The sequence below is a fragment of the Leifsonia sp. NPDC077715 genome (assembly GCF_040686855.1).
Lineage (GTDB): Bacteria > Actinomycetota > Actinomycetes > Actinomycetales > Microbacteriaceae > Leifsonia.
Window position 1 is genome coordinate 319,906 of sequence record NZ_JBFBOG010000002.1, and the last position, 17,275, is coordinate 337,180.

Annotated in this window: 19 protein-coding genes; 7 read left to right on the forward strand and 12 right to left on the reverse strand. The window is 70.1% G+C overall.

Going from position 1 to position 17,275, the window contains the following annotated elements; genetic code table 11:
• Positions 1-51: 51 nt before the first annotated feature.
• On the forward strand, positions 52-498 hold the full coding sequence (locus AB0P25_RS08495; protein WP_363806612.1) for a VOC family protein: 447 nt from the start codon (positions 52-54) through the stop codon (positions 496-498).
• 4 nt (positions 499-502) lie between these two features.
• On the forward strand, positions 503-1,213 hold the full coding sequence (locus AB0P25_RS08500; protein WP_363806614.1) for a helix-turn-helix domain-containing protein: 711 nt from the start codon (positions 503-505) through the stop codon (positions 1,211-1,213).
• Positions 1,214-1,229: 16 nt separating this feature from the next.
• Here the strand turns inward: AB0P25_RS08500 and AB0P25_RS08505 are convergent, their stop codons facing one another.
• The 7 genes from AB0P25_RS08505 to AB0P25_RS08535 form a co-directional block, all read right to left on the reverse strand.
• Positions 1,230-2,090, reverse strand: coding sequence for an aldo/keto reductase (locus AB0P25_RS08505; RefSeq protein ID WP_363806615.1), 861 nt, complete (start codon positions 2,088-2,090; stop codon positions 1,230-1,232).
• 32 nt (positions 2,091-2,122) lie between these two features.
• A complete protein-coding gene (locus tag AB0P25_RS08510) occupies positions 2,123-3,094 on the reverse strand; it encodes an aldo/keto reductase (protein ID WP_363806617.1) in 972 nt (323 codons plus the stop codon).
• 64 nt (positions 3,095-3,158) lie between these two features.
• Complete coding sequence (locus AB0P25_RS08515; protein ID WP_363806618.1) at positions 3,159-3,404, reverse strand: glutaredoxin family protein; 246 nt, start codon at positions 3,402-3,404, stop codon at positions 3,159-3,161.
• Between the two features lie 18 nt (positions 3,405-3,422).
• Complete coding sequence (locus AB0P25_RS08520) at positions 3,423-4,073, reverse strand: nucleoside/nucleotide kinase family protein (RefSeq protein WP_363806619.1); 651 nt, start codon at positions 4,071-4,073, stop codon at positions 3,423-3,425.
• Positions 4,074-4,077: 4 nt separating this feature from the next.
• Positions 4,078-5,031, reverse strand: coding sequence for a prolyl aminopeptidase (pip, locus tag AB0P25_RS08525; RefSeq protein WP_363806620.1), 954 nt, complete (start codon positions 5,029-5,031; stop codon positions 4,078-4,080).
• 20 nt (positions 5,032-5,051) lie between these two features.
• Positions 5,052-6,350 carry an MFS transporter gene (locus AB0P25_RS08530; protein ID WP_363806622.1) on the reverse strand — a complete coding sequence of 433 codons (1,299 nt, stop codon included), beginning with the start codon at positions 6,348-6,350 and terminating at the stop codon, positions 5,052-5,054.
• A 5-nt stretch (positions 6,351-6,355) separates the two neighbouring features.
• Complete coding sequence (locus AB0P25_RS08535; RefSeq protein WP_363806624.1) at positions 6,356-6,787, reverse strand: MarR family transcriptional regulator; 432 nt, start codon at positions 6,785-6,787, stop codon at positions 6,356-6,358.
• A 72-nt stretch (positions 6,788-6,859) separates the two neighbouring features.
• Here AB0P25_RS08535 and AB0P25_RS08540 point away from each other — a divergent pair, with 72 nt between their 5' ends.
• Entirely contained in the window at positions 6,860-7,735 is an 876-nt protein-coding gene (locus AB0P25_RS08540) for an alpha/beta fold hydrolase (protein WP_363806626.1), read from the forward strand.
• Positions 7,736-7,783: 48 nt separating this feature from the next.
• Positions 7,784-8,833 carry a biotin/lipoate A/B protein ligase family protein gene (locus tag AB0P25_RS08545; protein WP_363806628.1) on the forward strand — a complete coding sequence of 350 codons (1,050 nt, stop codon included), beginning with the start codon at positions 7,784-7,786 and terminating at the stop codon, positions 8,831-8,833.
• A 13-nt stretch (positions 8,834-8,846) separates the two neighbouring features.
• Here the strand turns inward: AB0P25_RS08545 and AB0P25_RS08550 are convergent, their stop codons facing one another.
• Genes AB0P25_RS08550 through AB0P25_RS08570 form a run of 5 tightly spaced genes read right to left on the reverse strand, consistent with a single transcriptional unit; the run spans position 8,847 to position 13,849 of the window.
• Positions 8,847-9,968, reverse strand: a complete 1,122-nt coding sequence (locus tag AB0P25_RS08550) for a glycerate kinase (protein WP_363806630.1) — start codon at positions 9,966-9,968, stop codon at positions 8,847-8,849.
• Entirely contained in the window at positions 9,965-10,717 is a 753-nt protein-coding gene (locus tag AB0P25_RS08555; RefSeq protein ID WP_363808041.1) for a ThuA domain-containing protein, read from the reverse strand. Before AB0P25_RS08555 ends, AB0P25_RS08550 begins: the two co-directional genes overlap by 4 nt.
• Positions 10,718-10,722: 5 nt before the next feature.
• Positions 10,723-12,003, reverse strand: coding sequence for a hypothetical protein (locus AB0P25_RS08560; RefSeq protein WP_363806632.1), 1,281 nt, complete (start codon positions 12,001-12,003; stop codon positions 10,723-10,725).
• Entirely contained in the window at positions 12,000-12,797 is a 798-nt protein-coding gene (locus AB0P25_RS08565) for a sugar phosphate isomerase/epimerase family protein (protein ID WP_363806635.1), read from the reverse strand. Before AB0P25_RS08565 ends, AB0P25_RS08560 begins: the two co-directional genes overlap by 4 nt.
• Positions 12,797-13,849 (reverse strand): zinc-binding alcohol dehydrogenase, encoded by a 1,053-nt coding sequence (locus AB0P25_RS08570; RefSeq protein WP_363806636.1) that lies wholly within the window; start codon positions 13,847-13,849, stop codon positions 12,797-12,799. The genes AB0P25_RS08565 and AB0P25_RS08570 overlap by 1 nt, the downstream gene beginning before the upstream one ends.
• 126 nt (positions 13,850-13,975) lie before the next feature.
• On the opposite strand from AB0P25_RS08570, the gene AB0P25_RS08575 reads away from it, so the two are divergent.
• From AB0P25_RS08575 to AB0P25_RS08585, 3 genes are read left to right on the forward strand one after another with little or no spacing between them, the layout of a single operon-like run.
• Entirely contained in the window at positions 13,976-15,379 is a 1,404-nt protein-coding gene (locus AB0P25_RS08575; protein ID WP_363806638.1) for an extracellular solute-binding protein, read from the forward strand.
• 4 nt (positions 15,380-15,383) lie between these two features.
• Positions 15,384-16,346 carry a sugar ABC transporter permease gene (locus AB0P25_RS08580; protein ID WP_363806641.1) on the forward strand — a complete coding sequence of 321 codons (963 nt, stop codon included), beginning with the start codon at positions 15,384-15,386 and terminating at the stop codon, positions 16,344-16,346.
• Entirely contained in the window at positions 16,343-17,209 is an 867-nt protein-coding gene (locus tag AB0P25_RS08585; RefSeq protein WP_363806642.1) for a carbohydrate ABC transporter permease, read from the forward strand. Before AB0P25_RS08580 ends, AB0P25_RS08585 begins: the two co-directional genes overlap by 4 nt.
• The last annotated feature ends 66 nt before the right edge of the window (positions 17,210-17,275 follow it).

Consider the following 17,275-nt stretch of genomic DNA (forward strand, 5'->3'; position numbering starts at 1 on the left):
AAAGAGCAAGCTAAGCGTATTCGGATCGCTCGACACCCTTTGGAGCACACCATGTCACTCAACATCTTCGTCAACTTCACGACGAACGACCTCGACCGCGCGAAGGCCTTCTACGAAGCGCTCGGGTACACGATCAACCCCATGTTCACCGACGAGAACGCGGCCTGCGTCGTGCTCAGCGACGACATCTACTTCATGGTGCAGACGCGCGAGTTCTACGCGACGTTCACCGACAAGGAGATCATCGACCCGCGCACCCAGGCGGGCGCATCCGTCGCCCTGAGCCAGGATTCCCGCGAGGAGGTCGACGCGATCATTGCCAAGGGCCTGGAGGCGGGTGGCCGCGAGCCGCGTCCGGCGCAGGACTACGGCTTCATGTACTCGCGCGACCTCGAGGACCCGGACGGCAACAACCTGTCCTACCTCTACATGGCTCCGGCGGCCGTCGAGAAGGGCCCGGAGGCGTATCTGGCCGAGCAGGGCGCAGCCCAGGCCTGACCGGATGGCTGCACGGTCCCCGCGGGGCTTCGGCCAGTCCGGCGGAACGGCACGCGCGCTCGAGCGGGTCGGGGAGCGGTGGGCTCTGCTCATCATCCGCGACCTGCTCGCCGGCGCGCGGCGCTACAGCGACCTCAAGGCCGGCCTGCCGCGCATCCCGACCAACATCCTCAGCGACCGGTTGAAGGAGTTGCAGGAGGCGGGCCTCGTGCGTCGCGTGCCGGCGGTGCGCGGCGGATACGAACTGACGCCGCTGGGTCGCGAGCTGGAGCCGGTGGTGCTGGCGCTGGAGCGGTGGGGATGGGCGCTGCCCGCCGAGCAGCCGGTCGCGGGCGATGTGTTCACGGCCGACGCGCTCGCCGTGACCCTGCGCGCCGCCTTCCGCGGCGCGGATGCGGAGCGGCTGCCGGCGACGGAGTACCTGCTGCACGTCGGCGAGGCGTCCATCAGTGCGATCGTGGACGGCGGCTCGCTGGATGTCCTCGACGTCGGCCCGGAGGCGCTGCCGCATCCGCAGCGCCGGCTCGCCGTGCCGTCGCCGGACGACGTGCTGGAGTTCCAGCTCCAGCCCGACCAGCTGGCGGCCCTGCTCGGCGAGGGTTCGCCGCGGCTGGACGTGCTGGCCGGGCCCGCGGAACTGGTGGACCGGTTCCGCCGCACCTTCCGGTTCGACCGGGCGCCCGGTGCGGAGGCCGCCGAGGCGTCGGCGGCCTGACGCACCGGGCCGCGGGTCAGGCCGCGTTCAGCTGGGCCAGCTCCTCGGGCGTGAGCTCCACATCCACCGCGGTCACCGAGTCGCGGATGGTCTCCGGGCGGGACGAGCCGGGGATGGGGATGACGTGCGGGCTCTGCGCGAGGTGCCAGGCGAGCGCGACGACCTGCGGGCTGATGCCGCGCGCCTCGGCCACTCGGTTGAACGGCTCGAACCGGCTGCCGAGGTCGGCGGCGGACGTGATGCCGCCGAGGGGGCTCCACGGCAGGAAGGCGATACCGAGTTCGTCGGCGAGGCGCAGCTCCGGCTCGCTGGAGCGGAATGCCGGCGAGAACTGGTTCTGCACCGAGACCAGGCGTCCGCCGAGGACGTCGTTCGCCTCGCGGATCTGCTGCGGGTTCGCGTTCGAGATGCCCGCCATGCGGATGACGCCCTCGTCGAGGAGGTCGCGGACGGCACCGACAGAGTCGGCGTACGGCACGTCCGGGTCCGGACGGTGGAACTGGTACAGCCCGATCGCGTCGCCGCCGAGCCGGCGCAGCGATTCCTTCGCGGCGCTCTTGATGTACTCGGGGCTGCCGTTCACGGTCCACGAGCCGTCGCCCGGGCGGAGGTGTCCGCCCTTCGTGGCGACGAGCACCGAGGAGGCGTCGCCGCCCCAAGCACGCAGCGCCTCCGCGATGAGCTCTTCGTTATGGCCGACCTCGTCGGCGTGCAGGTGGTAGGCGTCCGCCGTGTCGATGAAGGTGATGCCCTCGTCGAGTGCGGCGTGGATGGTCTTGATCGAGCGCTCGCGGTCCGGGCGTCCCTCGATCGACATGGGCATCCCGCCGAGGCCGATGGCCGAGACCTGGACGTCTCCGATGGTGCGTGTCTTCACTGCTGTCCTTTCGTTCCGGCTTCGCCCGGGGTTCACCAGGCGTAGTCCTCGGGCGCCGTGCGGTGCCCCGGGAAGATCTCGTCGAGGCGGGCGAGCGCCGCGTCGTCGAGGTGGATGTCGAGCGCGCGCAGGGCGCCGTCGAGCTGTTCCTGCGTGCGCGGGCCGATGATGGGTCCGGTCACACCGGGCCGCGTGAGCAGCCAGGCGAGCGCGAGGTCGCCCGGCTCGTGGCCGAGCTCGTCGGCGAACGCCTCATACGCCTCGATCGCGTCGCGGTGCTTCTCGAGCGTTTCGGCCGCGCGTCCCTCCAGCCGGCGCTTGCCCTCGTTCTGCTTGCGGACGACGCCGCCGAGCAGGCCGCCCTGCAGCGGCGACCAGGCGATCACGCCGACGCCGTTGGCCTGCGCGGCGGGCAGCACCTCGAGTTCCACCTGACGGGTGAGGAGGTTGTAGATGGACTGCTCGCTCACGAGCCCGAGCAGGTTGCGCTTCCGGGCCTCCGCCTGGGCGGTCGCGATGTGCCAGCCGGCGAAGTTGCTGGAACCGGCGTACAGGATCTTGCCCTGGGCGATGGCGGTCTCGATGCCCTGCCAGATCTCGTCCCAGGGGGTGTCCCGGTCGATGTGGTGGAACTGGTAGATGTCGACGTAATCGGTCTGCAGCCGCTTCAGGCTCGCATCCAGCGCGCGCCGGATGTTGAGCGCCGACAGCCGGCCCTCGTTGGGCCAGTCGCCCATGTCGCCGTACAGCTTGGTGGCGAGGACGGTGCGTTCGCGCCGGCCGCCGCCCTGGCTGAACCAGTTGCCGATGATCGTCTCGGTCGCGCCCTTGCCGAGGTGCTGCCCGTAGGCGTTGGCGGTGTCGAAGTAGTTGATTCCCGCGTCGTGCGCGGAGTCCATGATCCGGTGCGAGTCCTCCTCGCTCGTCTGCGGCCCGAAGTTCATGGTGCCGAGGACGAGACGGGAGACCTTCAGGCCGGACCGGCCGAGGTGTGTGTACTCCATATCCGCCACACAACTCCTGCGGACGGCGGATGTCCAACTGGATGACGCGTCACTGAGAAGACGCTCAGCCGCGGAGAGCAGCCTCCAGCTCGGGGTCGGTCGGCTCGACCAGGTGGCGCCCGTCCGGGAGGACGATGACCGGGATGTTCGTGCGGCCGCTGATCTCGCGGGCGCGGTCGGCCTCCTCCGGGCGCGCGACGAGGTCGATGTACTCGTAGTCGGCGCCGAGGCGGTCGAGGAGGGACTTGGAGCGGATGCAGTCGCGGCACCAGTCGGCGCCGTACACCGTCACGCGGGCGGGGGAGGTCATTCCTCCACCCTACGGAACTCAGGCTGAGAGTCCGGCGGTGCCGTCCACCACGAGGGTCGCGCGTGGGCGGGACGCCTCGATCAGCACGGCGTTGGCGCCGTCGACGTCGCGGGCCCACGCCGTCGCCGCTTCCACACTGCGGCCGTGGCGGGTGTGCCGGTCGACGAGGCGGCGCATGCGCTCGTCGTCCGGGGTCGCGACGAACCAGCTCTCGGCCAGCAGCGAGGGGATGCGCGACCAGGGGTCCTGGTCCACCAGCAGGTAGTTGCCCTCCGCGACCACGAGCCGGGTCTCCGGGGCGATCGCGATGGAACCGGCGACCGGCTCGTCCACCGTGCGCTCGAATGCGGGCGCGTAGACGACGTTCGACCGCTCGGCGAGCACCCGCGCGAGCAGCGCGGCGAAGCCCCAGCCGTCGAACGTGTCGATCGCGCCCTTGCGGTCGTGGCGGCCGAGCGCGTCGAGGGTCGCGTTCGCGAGGTGGAAGCCGTCCATCGGCAGGTGCACGGCCGTGCCAGGGCCGGCCAGTTCGTCGACGCGGGCGGCGACGACGCGAGCGAGGGTGGTCTTCCCGGAGCCGGGGCTTCCGGCGATGCCGAGGACGGCGCGGCCGCCGTCGGGGACGAGCGCGAGCGCGCGCTGGGCCAGCGCCGTGATGTCGAGGGTCACCGCCCTATTGTCCCAGCGTCGCGAAGGAGCTGATCGCCTCGGCCATCCGCTCCGACGACTCCGGGCCGCCATGTCCCTCGCCTTCGACGACGATCAGCCGGCTGGCCGGCCACTGCCGGTGCAGCAGCCACGGCGTGATCACCGGGCCGCTCACGTCGTGACGGCCGTGGATCAGGGCCGCGGGGATGTGCGCCAGCTCGTCCACCCGGTCCAGGATGGCGCGGTCACCGGGCAGGAAGGCGTCGTGGGCCCAGTAGTGGGTGACCAGCGTGGCGAACACCTGGCGTTGCACCGGGTCCTCGTGCAGGGGGCCGGGGACGAAGTTCGGGTCGAGCGACACATGTGTCGACTCCCACGCGTCCCAGGCGTCCGCCGCGGCCGCACGCTCGTCGGGGGCGCCCGTCGCGAGCACCCGGGCGTATGCCTCGACCACGCGCTCGCCGGGGCGGCGGTGCGACGCCTGCTCCAGTCGCTCCCAGGCCTCCGGGAAGACGCGGCCCATGGTCTCGGTGATCCAGTCCACCTCGTCCCGGCCGGTCGTCGTGACCGCGCCGAGCACGATGCCGCGGACCCGGTCGGGATGCGAAAGCGCGTAGGCGAGGGCGAGGGTCGACCCCCACGAACCACCGGTGACGACCCAGCGATCGATGCGCAGGTGCTCGCGGACGAGTTCGATGTCGGCGATCAGTCCGTCGGTGGTGTTGGCCGGAAGGCGGTCGAGCGCGTCCACGACGAGCGGCGTGCTCCGACCGCAACCGCGCTGGTCGATCCCGACCAGGAGGAACTTCTCCGGGTCGTAGCGCTTGCGGTAGTTGCCGGCGCCCAGCCCCGAGCCGGGACCGCCGTGCAGCCACAGGACGGGCACGCCCTCCGGGTTGCCGCTGGCCTCCCAGTAGATGCTGTCGCCGTCGGGATTCTCGACGTGGCCGTGCGCGAAGGGGTCGGTGACCGGGAACATCCCCGCACCGTACCGCACCGTCAGGACGTGCGGGTCGCCGTCGCCTCGGTCTCCTCCAGCTCCTCCCGCACGATCTCGCGCGGGGCGAGCACGAAGCTGGGGCGCATCCCTTCGAACCGGAGGCGGAGACCGCGGTACTTCACCAGGTAGAACACGCCGACCAGCGCCGCGGCGAATCCGCTCGCGGCGCCGACGCCCATCGCCCACCGAGGACCGAAGGTGTCGGCGACCCAGCCGACAATCGGCGCGCCGATCGGGGTGCCGCCCATGAAGATCGCCATGTAGATGGCCATCACGCGTCCGCGGAGGACGGGATCGGTGGTCATCTGGACCGTCCCGTTGGCGGTCGTCATCAGCGTCTGCGACGAGACGCCGATCGCGATCAGCGCGATCGCGAACAGCCAGTACGTCGGCATGACGGCGGCCACCGCGCAGCCGAAACCGAAGAAGGCGGCACCGGCGAACAGCAGCGAGACGCGTGGCCGGTCGCGGCGGGCGGAGAGGAGCGCGCCGACGACGGATCCGACGGCCATGATCGATGAGAGGATGCCGTACTCGCCCGCGCCCTGATGGAACACGCTGACCGACATGGTGGAGATGAAGATCGGGAAGTTGAGTCCGAAGGTGCCGATGAGGAACACCATGACCAGGATGACCATGATGTCGGGCCGTCGCCGCACGTACCGGAAACCGTCGACGAGACCGCTGCGAGACCGCTTTGCGCGCTCTGCGCGGTACAGCTGCTCACGGCGCAGCAGCGCCAGCGACAGCAGGACGGCGCCGAAGGTGGCGGCGTTGATCAGGAAGACCCAGCCCGCACCGACGACCGCCGTGAGCAGCCCCGCGACGGCCGGGCCGATGAGCCGGGCCGCGTTGAAGGAGGCGGAGTTGAGGGCGACGGCGTTGGACAGGTTCGGTCCCGCGACGAGCTCCGAGACGAAGGTCTGGCGAGCGGGGGCGTCGAAGGCGGCGACCACGCCCAGCAGCAGGGCGAAGAGGTAGACGTGCCAGAGCTCGACGGCACCCGTGACTGTGAGGATGCCGAGGCCGAGGCCCAGGAGGCCCATCGCACCCTGCGTTGCCATGAGCAGCTTGCGGCGGTCGAGGTGATCGGCCGCCCATCCGGTGACGGGGAGAAGCAGAAGCTGAGGACCGAATTGCAGCGCCATGACGAAGCCGACGGCGGACGCGTTGTTGTGGGTCAGCTGGGTCAGGACGATCCAGTCCTGCGCGGTGCGCTGCATCCACGTTCCGACGTTCGAGACGATCGCGCCGGCCGCCCAGATACGGTAGTTGACCCCGGCGAGGGAGCGGAACATGGAACTCACGAGTCGGCGAGCTCCCGCATGATCTCGGCGGCCTCGGCCAGTGTGGCGCGCTGTTCCGCGGTCAGGGTGCGAAGGCGCTGATGCAACCAGGCGTCGCGGCGGCGGCGGGTCTCGGCCACGAGCTCGGCGCCCCGGCGGGTCGGGACCACGACGACCTTCCGGCCGTCCGCCGCGTCGGCGGTGCGCTCGACGTAGCCGGCCTCCTCGAGGCGGTTGACCGTTCGGTTCATCGACGGCGGCTTGACCCGCTCGAACTCGCTCAGACGACCGATGGTGCCGGAGCCCTCACGCACCAGGTAGCCGAGGATCGCGGTCTGCGCGTCGCTGAGCTCGTGGTCCTCCTTCTCGGCGCGCAGGCGCCGCGAGAGACGAGCCACCGCGATGCGGAGGACGCTGCTCAGGTCGTGAGTCGAGATCCGGCCGTTCATACATAGTTAGCCTAACAAATTAGCAAGGCTAAACAAACCCCCTTCGCTGGCGGCGTACGCCAGAATGACCCCGTGCAGACCCAGCAGGACAGGACCTTCGAGGACGTGGACGGCGTCCGCATCCACTTCGATGTGTACGCCCCGGATCCCGCGGGCTCAAGACCGGCGGCTGTCGTGCAGCTCGCCCACGGGGTGGGCGAGCACGCCGGACGCTACCGGGCGCTCGCCGAGCACCTGGCCGCTGCCGGGTTCCTCGTCTACGCGGACGATCATCTCGGCCACGGCCGGACGGGCATGGACCAGTGGCACGCGGACGCCAGCCGTCTCGGCCGTCTCGGCCCCGGAGGCCTGCGAGCGGCGATCTGCGACGTCCACGCTTTCAGCGACCTCATCCGCTCCGAGAACCCGGAGCTGCCGCTGGCGTACGTCGGCCACAGCTGGGGGTCGCTCATCGGGCAGCTGCTGCTCAACCGCCACAGCGACGAGTACGACGCGATGGTGCTGTCGGGAACGGCGTACCGGATGCCCGGGTCGATGAACAGCGGCGACCTCAACAAGCGGCACGCGCACCTCGGCACGACCGGGGCGGAATGGCTGAGCCGTGACCCCGAGGTGGCGCGGGCGTTCGTCGACGACCCGCTGACGACGCTGACCCCGCTGCAGAAGCTGTTCGGGACGCTCGACGCCGCGCGACTCCTCGGCCGTCCGGCGCGCCACCTCGCCCATGATCTGCCGGTGCTCATCCAGGTGGGATCGGACGACCCGCTGGGCGGGCCCGCGAGCGCCCGCAAGCTCGAACGCGCCTTCCGCGGCCGCTCCGGGCTGTCCGACGTGACGACGATCGTCTACGAGGGCGCGCGGCACGAGGTCTTCAACGAGACGAACAAGGCGGAGGTCTTCGCCGACCTCACGGAGTGGCTGCTGCAGCGCTTCCCCAGCCGCGCCTAGTGGGAGAAGACGGGAGGCGCGACGCCGCCCCGGTCGTAGGCTGAGGACATGCATGGTGAGTACAAGGTCCCGGGTGGCAAGCTCGTCGTCGTCGACCTGGAGGTGGTCGACGGCCGGATCGCGGACTTCCAGCTCGCCGGCGACTTCTTCCTGGAGCCGGACACCGCGCTGGAGGCGATCAACGCGGCCGTGAACGGTCTGCCCGCCGAGGCCGATGCGAAGACGATCGCCGCTGCGGTGAAGGATGCCCTCCCGGAGGGGGCGAGCCTGCTCGGCTTCTCGCCGGAGGCGGTGGCCGTGACCGTGCGCCGGGCGCTCGCCAAGGCGACCAGCTGGCGCGACTACGACTGGCAGATCGTGCACGCCAAGGCGGTGTCGCCTCAGATGCACCTGGCGCTGGACGAAGTGCTCGCCACCGAGGTGGGGGAGGGCCGTCGCGGGCCGACACTCCGCATCTGGGAGTGGGACGAGCCGGCCGTCGTGATCGGGAGCTTCCAGTCGGTCAAGAACGAGGTCGACCCCGAGAACGCCGCGAAGTACGGCATCCAGGTCGTCCGCCGCATCTCCGGCGGCGGCGCCATGTTCATGGAGGCCGGATCGGTCGTCACCTACTCCATCTACGCGCCGGCCGACCTCGTGCAGGGCATGAGCTTCGCCGACAGCTACGCCTTCCTGGACGAGTGGGCGATCATCGCGCTGAAGTCGCTCGGCATCGACGCGGTCTACCAGCCGCTCAACGACATCACCAGCCCGTCCGGCAAGATCGGCGGCGCCGCCCAGAAGCGGCTGGGCTCCGGAGCGGTGCTCCACCACGTCACCATGAGCTACGACATGGACGGCCAGAAGATGACCGAGGTGCTGCGCATCGGTCGCGAGAAGATCAGCGACAAGGGGATCACCAGCGCGGCCAAGCGCGTCGACCCGCTGCGGAGCCAGACCGGCCTCACCCGGGCCGAGATCATTGAGCAGATGAAGCTGACCTTCAAGAACCTCTACGGCGCGACGGACGGCGACCTCACCGACGCCGAGTATGCCGAGGCGGAGAAGCTGGTCGCCGAGAAGTTCGACACGGAGGAGTGGCTTTACCGCGTCCCGTGACCGGGAGCCGGCCTCATCCCCAGCGCGACGCGAGGAGTTCGCCCGCACGGCGCGCCCAGCCGACGGCGTCCGCGCGGGAGGCGTCGGCCGAGCCGGCGAGTGCGCTCAGTTCGACGTGGTCGACGAACCCGTCCGGCTCGAGGGCGATCATGCCCGCCACCAGCGCGACGGGTGTTCCCTCCGCACGGGCGAGCGCCGCGACGTGGGCGGCGACCTTGCCCTCGCGCGTCTGCGTGTCGTAGCGGCCCTCGCCCGTGATCACCAGATCGGCCTCGCGGATCGCGCGAGGCAGGTCCAGTCGGGATCCGACCTCGTCGGCGCCCGGGCGGATATCGGCACCCCACAGCGAGAGCCCGAAGCCGGTTCCGCCGGCGGCTCCCGCTCCCGGGCGCTCGCTCAGCGCGGCCGCATCGGGCCGCACCTCCGCCAGCAGCTGGACGAACTCGGCGAGGCCGGCCTCGATCCTCTCGACGTCGGCGGGCGTCGCGCCCTTCTGCGGACCGAACATGCGAGCCGCACCGCGGTCGCCGAGGAGGGGGCTGCGGACATCCGTCAGCAGCGTCACTCCGTGAGCCGGCAGGGGCGGCAGGCCGTCGAGCTCGACGCGCGCGAGGTCCGCCAGTCCCGCATTGCCCGATCGCGCCGGGCGCCCGTCGGGGCCGAGGAGGGACGCACCGAGCGCCTGGAGGGCGCCGGCACCGCCGTCGCTGGTGGCGCTTCCGCCGAGTCCGACCAGGATGCGGACGGCGCCCGCGTCGAGCGCCGCAGCCAGGAGTCGGCCCAGGCCGCGCGTGTGCGCCGTCAGCGGCTGGAGCGGGTCGAGCAGCCCGAGGCCGCTGGTCTGCGCGATCTCGACCACGGCCGTCGGTCCGGATTCCCCGCCGCGCAGGATCGCCCACCGCGCGGAGACCGGCCGGCCGTCCGGGCCGTCCACGGTGGTCGTGCGCTCCTCGGCCCCGGGAACGGCGGCGAGGAACGCATCCACGGTCCCCTCGCCGCCGTCGGCCATGGGGAGGCGGCGGAGTTCGTCCCCCGGCCGGACCGAACGCCATCCGTCGGCGATCGCCTCGGCCACGGCAGAGGCCTCCGCCGAACCCTTGAACGAGTCCGGTGCGACGACGATGCGCGGTGTCATGACCTGGTCGTCGTCCCCGCCTGCGCCTCGATCAGCTCACCGCGACGCGGATGCGAGACCGCCGGTGTGCGGTGCTCGCCGTCGCCGGCGGCCCAGCGGGCGGCGTTGCCGAGCACGCGGCGGACCGCCGGATGCCGGTAGACCGGGTACTTCTGATCGCCCGGGCTGAAGTAGAAGACGCGGCCGCGGCCGCGGCGGTACACCAGTCCGGAGCGGAAGGCCTCGCCACCGCTGAACGCACTGACGAACACCGTCTCCTCCGGCTCCGGCACGTCGAAGTGCTCGCCGTAGGTCTCGTGCGCGTCGAGGACGAGCGGAGAGGGCACGCCCGCCGTGATGGGATGCCCCGGCGCCGTGGTCCAGACCGCCTCGCGGTCGCCGTCATCGCGCCACGACAGCGAGCAGGTGGTGCCCATCAGCCGGGTGAAGATTTTGGAGAAGTGGCCGGAGTGGAGGACGACCAGGCCCATCCCGCCGAGGACGTGGCGCTGCACGCGTTCGACGACGGCATCGTCGACCTCGTCGTGCGCGAGATGTCCCCACCAGAACAGAACATCCGTGGCGGCCAGCGCCTCCTCGGTGAGCCCGCGCTCGGGCTCCGCGAGCGTCGCGGTGCGCACCTCCACCTCCGCTCCCAGCTGCTCGCTCAGCGCCGACGCGACCTCGCCGTGGATGCCGTGCGGGTAGAACGGCATGATGTGCGGCTCCGTCGTCTCATGGACGTTCTCGTTCCATACGGTAGCGCGGATGGTGGTCACCGGGAGGCTCCGATCTTCTGGGAGAGGTCGAGGGCGAGCGCGGCCGTCCAACTGAAGCGGCGCGTGCCGCGTGGCGCGGACGAGTACGGGTCCAGGTACTCGGGGAAGTCGTGGTCGAGCGCGCCGTCGTCCATGTTCCGCGAGAGCTGTTCCGCCTCGGCCGTGCAGCCGCGCTCGTACAGCGCCTCGGCGATCAGCCATGCCGTGTTGAACCACGACGGCCCGCGCCAGTAGCGCGCCGAGTCGAAGGTGGGCGCGGTGAGATCGTGACTCGGCACCATGGCGACCTCGCCGAGCCGGAAGTGCGGCCCGCGCAGGAGGTCGAGCAGTTCGTCGGTGTGCGGCAGGTGGGGGAGGAGCAGCGGGGTCAGCCCCGAGACCGTCCGGTACGGCTGGAGTTCGCCGGTGCGCACATCCCGTGCCACATAGCAGCGCAGCTCGGCGGCCCACAGCTCCCCGAGGGACGCGCCGATGCGGCGAGCCTCCGCCCGGTGCGGTTCGGGGTCGGCGCCGATGAGCTCGGCGATCGCCGCGAGCGAGAGCTCCGACCTGGCCCACAGCGCATTGAAGGCAGGATCCTCGAACTGGAACGGGAAGTCGGCGTCCGCGTCGTCGCAGTGGTGATCCCGGTAGCGGGCGGCCAGGTAGAGGTACTTGCCGTACTCGCCGTTGGAGGGGCGGTGCTCGGCCTCGGCGTGCAGCAGGTCGGGTCGGGGGATGTCGCCCTCGTAGGTCTGGGTCATGCCGCGCAGGCACGCGTCCCAGTACGGCGAGTTGTCCATCCCGCTCTCCCAGGGGTGCACGACGCGGGCCAGGCCCGAGCCGGTTCCGCGTCGCTCGCGCAGGTACCGGTGCCACAGCACCAGTCGCGGGTAGGCCCGTTCCAGGAAGCGCCGGCGACGGGACTCGCGTGGATCCGACTCGTGCACCATCAGAACGGCGATGGCGTGGTTCGGCGGCTGGACGAGTCCGGACGTCTGGACGGGCGGCGAACCGGGGATGCTGCTGCTGTTCCAGAAGCTCACGCCCGGGGAGTAGCCGTCGTCGCGGCCGGAGTGGAAGACGATCTGCGGAAGCCGGCCGTCGTCCCACTGCGCGCTCAGAATGGTGTCGAGCTCCTGCTGCGCTCGCCGCGGTGAGAGGTGGCGGAGGCCGATCGCGATGAAGGCCGAGTCCCAGCTCCACTGGTGGGGGTAGAGGCCACCGGCCGGAACCGTGTACGAACCCCGCCAGTTGCCGAAGAGGATGCGCGAGGCGGCCGGAGCCAGGGCGTTCACAGGTACCGCCGCAGCATCGGGGGCACCGCCGGAAGCACGGTGGCGGCGTCGCCCGAGAGCCGGCTCTCGAGCGCGATCGAGCGGTCGTAGCCGATCGCCTGCACCGTTGCGCCGAACAGTGCCCAGTCCACGTGGCCCGCGCCCGGTTCCAGCCGGTTGGAGTCGCTGGCCTGAAGGTGACCGATATACGGCGCGACCTCCAGCAGCGCGGCCGCCGGATCGGCCTCCTCGATGTTCATGTGGTAGGTGTCGGCGACGATCCGCACGGCCGGCGAGCCGACCTCCCGGATCAGCGCGGCGGCCCCCGCCAGCGTGTTGACGAGGTAGTCCTCGTAGCGGTTGAGCGGTTCCAGGAACAGCTCGACGCCCTCGCGCTCGGCGTGCTCGCCGAGCCGGCCCAGCGCGTCCACGAGGATGTCGTGATCCTCCTCCGGCGTGCGCGGCGGCTCGAAAGGTGGAAGGCGACGGGAGAACATTCCGTACGACCCCGGTGTCATCACGCCGACGCCGCCGATCTCGGCCATGACGGTGAGCTGCGAGGAGAGCTGTGCGATGGCGTCCTCCCGCAGGTCGCGGTCGAAGGCGCCGATGAAGTGCGACATCTCGACGCAGGTGGTCGGCATGACCACTCCCGCGGCAGCGGCGCGCTTGAGCTCGGGCAGACGGCCGGCGAAGTGGAAGTCGCCGCGGCTGCGCAATTCGATGCCGTCGAATCCCCACGCGAGCGCGGTCTCGAACTTGCTCTCGAGGCTGTCGCCGGGCAGATGCTGCTCCTGGACGGTGATCGCGTTCATCAGAACTCCAGCACCACCTGGAGGGCGGCCGACGGGTCGGTGTCGAGGAGGCGGTAGGCCTCCGCGGCGTCGTCGAGTCGGTAGCGGTGCGTGACGAGGGATGCGGCGTCGACGCGCCCGTCGGCGAGGGCGTCGACGACGGTCCGCTGGAGACGCGGCACGTCCCAGCGCGCACGGAGGCGGTTCGGCGCCGACCCGATCTGCGAGGCCAGCAGCTGGACCCGGTTGTGGTGGAACTCTTCGCCGAGGTGCAGCGGCGTCGCCTCACCCTGGTAGAAGCCGGAGGCGACGACCGTGCCGTCCGCTCCCACGGCGCGGACTGCCGAGTGAAGCGCATGGTAATTGCCGCTGAGCTCGATCGCGGCGTCGGCGCCCGCGCCGCCGGTGAGCTCGCGGAGCGTCAGCGCGAGCTCGGCGTCCGGGGCAAGCGCGTGCGTCGCGCCCCAGCGGAGGGCCGCCTCGCGACGGGCGGGGATGCCGTCGACGGCGAAGACGGTCGCGCCGTTCAGCACGGCGAACCGGGTCGCCAGGAGGCCGATGACACCCTGTCCGAAGATCACGACCGTGGAGCCGACACCGAGGTCGGCGGCGAGCACGCCGTTCAGGGCGATGGCGCCGACCCGGACGAACGCGGCCGCCAGCGGATCGAGGCCGTCCGGGAGCACGTGGCCCCGCAGCGCCTCGACGGTCAGGACGCCCTCGGCCCGGTGACCCCAGATGCCCCACACGCGGTCGCCGACGCGAGGCGCGTCGGCCGGGAGGCCGCCCTCGGGCTCCGCGATCTCGACGACTTCGCCCACTTCGGAGTAGCCCCAGCCGTCGAGCGGGTACGCGAGTTGACCGCTATCCGCCCCGCCGCGGAAGAGGCGGATCTCCGGGTCCCACTGCGACGTGAGATAGGGATTGGTGCCTCGGTACGCGGTCAGCTCGGTACCCGCGGAGATGCCGGAATACAGCGTTCGAACCCGGACCTGGCCCGGGGCGAGCTCGGCACGCGGAACGTCGATCACCTCCACGGCATGGGGAGCGGCGAAGCGGAGAAGTCTGTTCATGCGAGCGTCCTTGGTTTCGTGATGGCGACTACATTAGCATCGTGGTTAGGCCACTTGTGTATAGACATTATGCAGAAGTCGGGCTACGCTCCAAACACCCCCACCCCCCAGAGAGGAGACGCGATGATGACGTCGCGCATCACGAAGATCGTCGCCGGAGCGACGCTGCTGGTCGCCGGCGCGGCCACCCTCGCCGGATGCTCCGGCAACTCCGACAACGGCGGAGACGACAAGGGCAAGACCATCACGGTCTGGTCCGAGGAGAACCAGCCCGATCGCGTGAACACGACGAAGGCGATCATCGACGGGTTCACCACGAAGACCGGCATCAAGGTCAAGCTCGTCCCCGTCGACGAGAACCAGCTCCCGCAGCTCGTGGCCTCCGCGGCGATCTCCGGCAAGCTCCCGGATGTGATGGGCGCCATCCCGCTCTCGCTCGTCCGCCAGCTCGACTCCCAGAAGCTCCTGCACCCGGACGCCGCCGCCAACGTCGTCAAGGCGCTCGGTGAGAAGACGTTCGTCGAGTCCGCGCTCGCCCTCGACAAGGACGGCGACCGCCAGCTCGCGGTGCCGGACTCGGCGTACGCGCAGATCCTCGTCTACCGGAAAGACCTGTTCGAGAAGGCCGGCCTCAAGCCGCCCACGACGTACGCCGACCTCGAGAAGGCGGCCAAGACGCTGACCTCCGGCAGCGACTACGGCATCACCCTGGCGACGGATCCCGCCGACGTCTTCACCTCGCAGACCTTCGAATCGCTCGCGCTCGGTAACGACTGCCAGCTCGTCGACAAGAGCGGGAAGGTCGGTCTCGACTCCAGCGCATGCAAGACGACGTGGGACCTCTACGGCTCGCTCGCTCAGAAGTACTCGCCTCAGGGCGCGCAGACCGTTGACACCACCCGCGCGACCTACTTCGCCGGTCAGGCGGCCATGGTCGACTGGTCCACGTACCTGCTCGACGAACTGGGCGGCCTGCGGAACGACGCGCTCCCCACCTGCGCGGAGTGCGCCTCCGACCCGACGTGGCTCGCGAAGAACAGCGGCATCGTGACGTCCATCCAGGGCCCGGACGGCACGAAGGGCGCCACCTACGGCGAGGCCACCTCGTGGCTGGTCACCAAGAAGGCGAACGCCTCCGCCTCCGAGAAGTTCATCGAGTACATGCTGTCGGACGGCTACCTCAAGTGGCTCGGGATGGCTCCGGAAGGCAAGTTCCCGCTGCGCACCGGCACCTCGGCGAACCCGACCGAGTACAGCGACGGCTGGAAGAACCTCGAGACCGGGGTGGACACCAAGAAGAAGCTGTCCGACATCTACGACGCCGCGACCATCGACGCGCTGCTGAAGGTCCCCACCGAGATCGACCGCTGGGCGATCCCGCAGGGCCAGGGCGCGCTCCTCGGACCGGTCAACACGCAGCTCCCGATCTCGAAGGCCGTGGCGAGCCTCGGCTCCGGAACCAGCGCGAACGAGGCGGCGCAGGCCGCGAACGCCGCCGTCGAGCAGCTGCAGGCCAAGCTGAAGAAGTGACTCCATGACGCAACTCGCGACACCTCCGACGCCGACGCCGACGCAGGCGGCCCCCTCGCGGGGTCGCCTGCGCCGGGGGACGCTGGCCAGCCGGGACAACCGCGCCGGCCTCTCGATGGTCCTCCCGACCACGATCATCATCCTGGCGATCGTGATCGTCCCGGTGATCTGGAACCTGGTCCTCGCGTTCCAGGACACCGACTTCACGAGCATCGCCGAGAACGGCCTGCTCAACTCGTTCACCCTTCAGAACTTCGTCGACGTCTTCACCGATCCGGGTTTCTGGACGTCGCTGTGGACGACGATCGTCTACTCGGTGTTCTCGACCGCCGGCTCCATCGTCGTCGGGCTGCTGGCCGCACTCGCGTTCCGGGCGCCGTTCCGGGGACGGGGCGTGGCGCGTTCGCTGATGCTCCTGCCGTACGTCGCGCCGGTCGTGGCCGTGACGTTCGTGTGGCAGATCATGCTGAACTCCCAGTTCGGCATCGTGAACACCCTCGGCAAGGAGTGGTTCGGGTGGGGCCACCCCATCGACTTCCTGGGCAAGGCGCCCTACGCGCTCATCACGGTCATCGTGTTCGAGATCTGGCGCTACTTCCCGTTCGCCTTCCTGTTCATCACCGCCCGCCTCGTCGCGCTGCCACGGGACGTGGAGGAGGCTGCGCTCGTCGACGGCGTCACGCCGTGGCAGAACTTCCGGCACATCGTCTTCCCCCAGCTGCTGCCGGTGATCTCCCTGCTCTCGGTGCTGCGACTCATCATGACTTTCAACAAGTTCGACGACGTCTACCTGCTGACCGGCGGCGCCGCGGGCACCGAGGTCTCCGCGGTACGCGTCTACGACACCCTCGTCGGCAGCTTTGACATCGGAGGCGCCGCGGCGAACGCGTTCGTCCTGTCGGCCATCCTCGGTGTGTTCCTGTTCGTCTATGTGAAGTTCTTCGCCGGAAAGGGTGACGACGAATGAGCCGGATCCTCGTGCAGAAGCGGACGTTCGGAACGCTCCGCTGGGTCCTCATCGCGGTCCTCCTCGTGGCGACCGTCTTCCCCTTCTATTACATGCTCGAGCTCAGCTTCGTGCCGATCGAGCAGGTGCTGCTGCATCCCGAGCGGCTCTGGATCCCGATCCAGAACTTCACGCTCGAGACGTACGCCCAGGTGCTGAAGCCGGAGGAGGACGGCGGCCAGGGCTTCGCGCAGTTCATGCTCAACTCGGCGCTCGTGGCCATCGCCGCGGTGATCATCACGCTCATCGTCTCGGTCCCCGGCTCGTACGCGGTGTCCCGGCTGAAGTTCTTCGGCCGGAGGCAGATCAGCGCCCTGTTCCTGGCGGTCTACCTCTTCCCGACCATCATCATCGCGATCCCGCTGTTCGTCGGCTTCTCGGCCCTGGGCATCCGGGAATCGCTCGCCACGCTGGTCCTCGTCTACATCGCGCAGACGATCCCGGTCTCGATCCACATGCTGCGCTCCTACATGCGGTCGATCCCGGAGAGCGTGGAAGAGGCCGCGATGATGGACGGCGCCGGACGGCTCCGCATCCTGTGGAAGATCACCGTGCCGCTGGCCATGCCGTCCATCGTGTCGACCGGCCTGTATGTCTTCATGATCGCCTGGAACGAGTTCCTGTTCGCCTTGCTGTTCCTCGCCGCCGACCGCGACCTCTGGACGGTCTCGCTCGGTCTGTCGCAGCTGTCGAACGGCATCGAGGTGTCGAAGACCGTGCTGATGGCGGGCTCGGTGCTGCTGACGGTGCCGATCATCATCCTCTACGGCCTCGCCGAGCGCTCGCTCACCGAGGGCCTGACGAGCGGGGCTGACAAGGGGTGACCGACAACGCGAGCGGACCTCGTACGATGGGGAAGCGTAGGTGGGTCCCCCCGGAGGAAAGGCGGC

Bases quoted from the DNA above. Each gene is read 5' to 3' on its own strand.
- AB0P25_RS08495 (WP_363806612.1), top strand. From the start codon at position 52: ATGTCACTCAACATCTTCGTCAACTTCACGACGAACGACCTCGACCGC.
- AB0P25_RS08510 (WP_363806617.1), bottom strand. From the start codon at position 3,094: ATGGAGTACACACACCTCGGCCGGTCCGGCCTGAAGGTCTCCCGTCTC.
- AB0P25_RS08585 (WP_363806642.1), top strand. From the start codon at position 16,343: ATGAGCCGGATCCTCGTGCAGAAGCGGACGTTCGGAACGCTCCGCTGG.
- AB0P25_RS08565 (WP_363806635.1), bottom strand. From the start codon at position 12,797: ATGAACGCGATCACCGTCCAGGAGCAGCATCTGCCCGGCGACAGCCTC.
- AB0P25_RS08550 (WP_363806630.1), bottom strand. From the start codon at position 9,968: ATGACACCGCGCATCGTCGTCGCACCGGACTCGTTCAAGGGTTCGGCG.
- AB0P25_RS08570 (WP_363806636.1), bottom strand. From the start codon at position 13,849: ATGAACAGACTTCTCCGCTTCGCCGCTCCCCATGCCGTGGAGGTGATC.
- AB0P25_RS08545 (WP_363806628.1), top strand. From the start codon at position 7,784: ATGCATGGTGAGTACAAGGTCCCGGGTGGCAAGCTCGTCGTCGTCGAC.
- AB0P25_RS08575 (WP_363806638.1), top strand. From the start codon at position 13,976: ATGACGTCGCGCATCACGAAGATCGTCGCCGGAGCGACGCTGCTGGTC.
- AB0P25_RS08530 (WP_363806622.1), bottom strand. From the start codon at position 6,350: ATGTTCCGCTCCCTCGCCGGGGTCAACTACCGTATCTGGGCGGCCGGC.
- pip (WP_363806620.1), bottom strand. From the start codon at position 5,031: ATGTTCCCGGTCACCGACCCCTTCGCGCACGGCCACGTCGAGAATCCC.
- AB0P25_RS08580 (WP_363806641.1), top strand. From the start codon at position 15,384: ATGACGCAACTCGCGACACCTCCGACGCCGACGCCGACGCAGGCGGCC.
- AB0P25_RS08500 (WP_363806614.1), top strand. From the start codon at position 503: ATGGCTGCACGGTCCCCGCGGGGCTTCGGCCAGTCCGGCGGAACGGCA.
- AB0P25_RS08515 (WP_363806618.1), bottom strand. From the start codon at position 3,404: ATGACCTCCCCCGCCCGCGTGACGGTGTACGGCGCCGACTGGTGCCGC.
- AB0P25_RS08535 (WP_363806624.1), bottom strand. From the start codon at position 6,787: ATGAACGGCCGGATCTCGACTCACGACCTGAGCAGCGTCCTCCGCATC.